The organism is Sulfitobacter sp. HI0129, from assembly GCF_001635395.1.
In the GTDB taxonomy this organism is placed as follows: domain Bacteria; phylum Pseudomonadota; class Alphaproteobacteria; order Rhodobacterales; family Rhodobacteraceae; genus Sulfitobacter.
This window is the reverse complement of sequence record NZ_LWGH01000617.1, coordinates 1-5095: the sequence shown is the minus strand read 5'-3', so window position 1 is coordinate 5095 and position 5095 is coordinate 1. Positions and strand designations below refer to the sequence as shown.

The following is a 5095-nucleotide window of genomic DNA, read 5'->3' as shown; positions in this document are numbered from 1 at the left end:
CCTGAGCCAGCGCTGCGACTGGTACATCGCGGATGAAACCATCGGCTTTGGCGAAGGCCCGCAGCGCGCGCGCTCCGATGCGATGCTGGAACGGCGCCTCGCGGAAGCGGGGCTGGTCTTCATTACGCGCAACGTGACCCAGATGGGCAAATGGTGTGACAGGCATTTCGCCCTCCACGGCGGGCGCCTTATCGAGGTGGAGGATGCCGCCATGGCCGCAGCGGTGCTCGAAACCGCCCGCATGGTGGAGGACACCGCCTAGTGATCGGTCCCCGGACCCCCCAGTTCCAGCATCTGGCCACCTTCCCGGGTGAAGTGTCTACCGCTGCGCCCCCGGTCGCCGTCCTGCGTGCATTGGCGGCAGAGCGTCAGCATCGCCCGACAGCGATGCGCAGGATCTGGCGGGCGGCGCTGATACGTCATCCACGGGATGTCACCGCCTGCCGGATGACCCTGCGCTGGTATCGGCGGGACCGGCGCATGGCCGAAGGGCGGGCGCTGCTGTCGCGCCTTTATCCCGATGCCACTGAAAACCCCGCTTCGGCACTCATGATGCTTCACGGGCTGGCCGAATTACATGCCGAATCCGCACTGGACAGCATCGTGACAGGTTGTCTTTCCCGCAACCCCGACGCGCCGGAATTGCGGAACGCCTATGTCCATCACCTCCATGCACGTGCCCGCTATGTCAGCGCCTTGCGGGTTCTCAGGGGCATTCCCGCCGAACAGGTCCAGTTCGATCCTGCCTTCCTGCAGGATCTCGGGCGCAAGGCTGCCCTTCTCTCCACCCTCACGCCGGATCCCGAAGCCGATGCGGTTCCGCATGTAATCCGTGCCTTGGCGCGCCTCTGCCCGCCGCTTCCCGCAGATTGGGCGAAAGCCCGGGTCAGCTTTCTCTCCGGCACGCTCGGCCCCGGCGGGGCGGAACGGCAGATGACCCGCATCGCCTGCGGGTTGTTCGGCGACAGGCCGGTAGACGTCATCCTGCGCCGCGCGGACCCCGGGGGGGAGACGGATTTCTTCGCGCCCGACCTGATCCGGGCAGGGGTGCCGATCTACCGACTGGGCGAACTCCCCGCCACTGTCGTCCTGCCGATGCGCGTCAGACAACTGGTCGATCTGCTCCCCCAAACGCTGCAGTCAGACGCGCTGCGCCTCGCCGGGCACTACCGCCACACGCGCCCCGCCGCGGTTTATCTCTGGCAGGATGGTGCTGTGCTGGCGGGCGCGCTTGGCGCGCTTCTGGCCGGGGTGCCGCGTATCGTGGCCTCCTTCCGCGGTATGCCACCCGTCCAGCGGCCCGAGTTGTTGCGCCCGCATATGGCAAGCGCCTTTCCCGTTCTCGCAGGGCTGAACCGGGTGCGGCTGACCGCCAACAGCACGCCGGGTGCGCGCGCCTACGAAGACTGGCTGGGCCTGCGCCGGGACGCGGTCGCGGTCATCCACAACGCGGTACCGCCGGTTGCCTCCATCTCCCCCAAAGCGCCCTCCTATTGGCGCGGCATCCACCGGGCCAGCCCCGCCTGCCACCTCACGGTTCTGGGCATCTTCAGGCATGACCGCAACAAACGCGCCCGGGACTGGATCGAAGTCGCCGCGCGCCTCCTTCGTGACCGGGACGATGTAAGGTTCGTGGTGCTCGGGCAGGGCAGCGATCACGCCCGCAATCTGCAAAGGGTCCGCGACCTCGGCCTCGCGACCCGCATTTTCCTTCCCGGGCTCTGCCGCGATGTTCCGGCAGCACTTGCCCGGTCCGCCCTGCTGATGCATCTGCCCCGCCTCGAAGGCTCCCCCAACGCACTGATCGAAGCGCAGGCGGCGGGGGTGCCGGTCCTGTGCACGCCCGCTGGCAATGCGGCTCAGATCGTCGGTCACGGCGAAACGGGCCTTCTGCTGCCCCGCGCCGACCGCTTGGATATCGGCGAGACTGCGGCCATTCTGGCCACCCTGCTCGCCGATCCTCAGCGCCTCACCCGGATGGGCGAAGCGGGTCGCCGCCGTTGTCGCGCCCTTTTCGATCTGGACACCTGCCTTGCCCGTACCCGTGCGGTGCTCGATGGCTTTCAGATGACCACCCGCAGGATGCCGTCTCCCTGATGAAACCAGCTCCCGACGGGCAGGCCCGCCATCAGTGCCGCCGCATTGTCCGCATGAACCGGGATGCCCTTGGTCTCCACCGTACCGCTTTGACGCACGCAAAAGGCGTTGCCCCGGTTCGAGCTGCTACTGCCATTACCGACCTGCAACAGGGGGGCATCGGCCTCCGCCCCCGTGTACTCCGAAAAGAGGCCGATCGCCGTGCCCCCCTCCGCCATCAACACATGCCCGCGCCCCGCCGCGAGCGTATAGCGCGCCGCCATGTCGTTCTGGAAACCGAACCCCGCGAAATAATCTGCCGCGCCGTTCGATGACAGGTCCCGCCCCGCAAGGATGCCGTAGTTCGACAGGTTGTCGGTCACGCATCCATACCCCAGCGCGAAGGTGTAATTCCCATCCGCGAAACAGGCCTTGCCCCATGAAATGGACCCGGCGGCTGCCGGGCCATTGGGCGGGGCTGTCGCTGTCCAACTGTCTGCGGATACAAGGCTCGAAAAGGTCGCCAGAACCGTCGGCTCGGCGGGCGAGGCTGGGCCTACCCCGCGCCCCCAGAAAAGCTCCGTTCCGCTTTCCACCCGTGCGGTCTGCGCGATGTAATCGTACCCCGCCCGCCAGACCCCGGTGCCGAGGAAGTGCGAGGCATCGCCCTGACCCGTGGTGCTGTATTCCGTTTCCAGATCATTGAGCGCAACAAAGCGGCAATCGGTGTCGATACGCCCGCAGAAATGCCGCATGGCGGCCCGCCACAGATAGCGGTCATGCACATCCGCCGGTGACATCATGAAGCACGGCATACCGGGGGCAGCCCAACTCCGGCCGCGTATCTTCGCCATCAGGGTCACGAGGCTGTCCAGATGCGCGCCGAACCCGCTCAGGTAATCCGCCTCTCCCTGAGCAAAGATCATCTCGTCGATGCCGCCCACCCCGTGCTGTTGCAGCATCGGGTCGGCCAGCGCGGCGGTGATCTTGGCATCCAGCGCCTGAAACCGCGTATCCGCAGGCGCTTCCGCCACCCAGTCCGCAATCGGCGCGCCGCCCAGCGCGTCGAAGACGATGAAGACGGGCCTGCCGGTCGTGGCGGCCACGGCATGGGCCCGGGCCAGCGCGTAGTTGCTGGCCCCCCCGTTGCCGTCCGGATTTGAATGGGTCCAGGGGGCGGCGGTCCGGTCCGAACCGCCCCAGGCACCGGCAGGGGCATCCCAGCTGCGCACCAGCGGGCTTGCCGGGTTGGGGCCATCCACATGCACCCCTGCGGCATTCGACTGCCCGGCAATCGCGATGACATAAGCACCTTCAAGATGCACCAGCCCAGTTCCGCCCGCCGTCGTGAGATGGGCGGGCAGGGCCGCATCGACCACCTTGTAAGAGGCACGCGGGCTTGCGGTATGGATAAGGCTGCCCACCGGGCGCGGCACCGTATCCGCCAGCATTTCCGCGGTGGTGCCGAACGCCGGGGCGAGCGTTCCCGCGATGTCCGACAGGGTGCCGATATCCACCCCGACGGAGTTGCGGTTGGTTGTCCCCGCCGGTTCGGTCAGAAACTGGGTGAGCGCCAGCGCATCGGTCTGCGCAGCGGAAAGGATCGGATCCTGGGCCATGGGTTACCTTTCGAGGTTTCGAACGATGAGCGTAAAGGGGTGGGGCTGCACCAACTGGGGCGGTCGCAGCACGATGATCTCTGCCAAAGCCGTGCCGACGCCGATCATCACCAGCCTCCGACGATCGCGGCGGCGGTCGTGCCGGTCTGCCAGACCTTCGACAGCCGAAGCGGATGCCAGCCGGAGGCAAGGTTCTGCAACGTCACCTCGTCCCCCGACACGAAGGTGACTTTCAGGTCGCCCCCGCCGCCCAGATGGACGGCACGCGTGGTGACCGGCAGGGGGTTCACATCATCGGGTATCACGGCGAACCCATGGGCCAGGGGGCCGTTCAGCGTTTCACCGTGATGCTGGAAAGGTCGTTTCATCCGAATCTCCTCGCGAAAAGCGAAGGATTGGAGGTTTTCTGTTCAGATCGGGTTTACCAAACGCACGCTTCATCCGCGCCGCAGGCAACGCCCCTGTTCTTCGTTTCTTACAAGTAATTGAATTTTATACAACTTCCAATTCGCGGATAGGCTTAACAGCCTGTTAACCGCAGCGGCCAATAATAATCAAAATTGTATAAAGGGCTCCGGGTGTCACCCCGCAGGTCCGGGCCAACGAGGGATGGAATGAAGAATTTTGAAACCTTCTCGACGGATTTCGGCGCAGCGACTCACAACTCCAGACCGTCGGGCGGTCGAGCGGCGAGGCGGAGCGAGGACGAACGCCTACCCGCCATGCTCGCCGCCTACAAGGCGGGCGAGATGGAGCGCGCCTATGGTTTCGCCCGCGCAATCCTCATGACCGACCCCGATCATCCGCAGGCACTGCGCCACGCAGCCCGCATTGCATGGCGCTGGAAGCGCCCCCAAGAAGCCCGCGCCGCGTGGCAGAAGCTTTCCCGTCAAAGCCCACATGAGCCTGAGCCCCACCTGCAACTCGCGCGGATCGCAAGCCGCGAAGGCGCATGGGCAGAGTGTCTGCGCCACGCCCGGGACCTTCTGCTGCTGGATGCAGACCATGGCGAAGGCCGGCTTTTCGAAGCGCGCAGCCTTGCCGAAACCGATCCGCAGGGTAGCTTCCCCACTGCCTTCGCAAAACTCTGCCGCACCGATGGTGAGGCTGCCTTTCGCCTCGCCACCGATATCCTGGACAGTCCGGCAGAGGCGCCCTCCCTCCGCGTGCTTGCCCGCGCCCGCCGCGCGAACGTCCGGGCCATAGCCCGGCGGCTGTTCCTCGCCCAGCGGGATGCCGCGATGCTTGCCGAGGTGGCCGCCGAACTGCTCCCCGCGGCGGCCTGCTACCGCCGCATGCTGGTCCTCAAACCCCGGTCCGCCTATGCGCAAAGCGGCCTTACCCGGGTGCACCGGTCGGTATTCGAACAGGCCCGCAGCGCCTATCGCCGCAAGGCCTAC

At 66.3% G+C, this 5095-nt stretch carries 5 protein-coding genes; 3 read left to right on the top strand and 2 right to left on the bottom strand.

Features of this window, described 5'->3' with window-relative positions:
• Window positions 1-262: hypothetical protein (locus tag A3764_RS25250; RefSeq protein ID WP_161487502.1), on the top strand; the 262-nt coding region annotated here is incomplete at its 5' end.
• Window positions 262-2097 carry a glycosyltransferase gene (locus A3764_RS16150; protein ID WP_067927505.1) on the top strand — a complete coding sequence of 612 codons (1836 nt, stop codon included), beginning with the start codon at window positions 262-264 and terminating at the stop codon, window positions 2095-2097. The genes A3764_RS25250 and A3764_RS16150, both read left to right, overlap by 1 nt.
• Here A3764_RS16150 and A3764_RS16145 read toward each other — a convergent pair.
• Window positions 2064-3695: a hypothetical protein gene (locus A3764_RS16145; RefSeq protein WP_067927501.1), complete on the bottom strand. Its 1632-nt coding sequence runs from the start codon at window positions 3693-3695 to the stop codon at window positions 2064-2066. The two genes, A3764_RS16150 and A3764_RS16145, sit on opposite strands and share 34 nt — an antisense overlap.
• 107 nt (window positions 3696-3802) lie before the next feature.
• Window positions 3803-4063, bottom strand: a complete 261-nt coding sequence (locus A3764_RS16140; RefSeq protein WP_067927498.1) for a spike base protein, RCAP_Rcc01079 family — start codon at window positions 4061-4063, stop codon at window positions 3803-3805.
• Window positions 4064-4309: 246 nt separating this feature from the next.
• Between A3764_RS16140 and A3764_RS16135 the strand changes: the two genes are divergently transcribed.
• A partial coding sequence (locus tag A3764_RS16135) for a hypothetical protein (protein ID WP_201722447.1) occupies window positions 4310-5095 on the top strand: 786 nt, incomplete at its 3' end.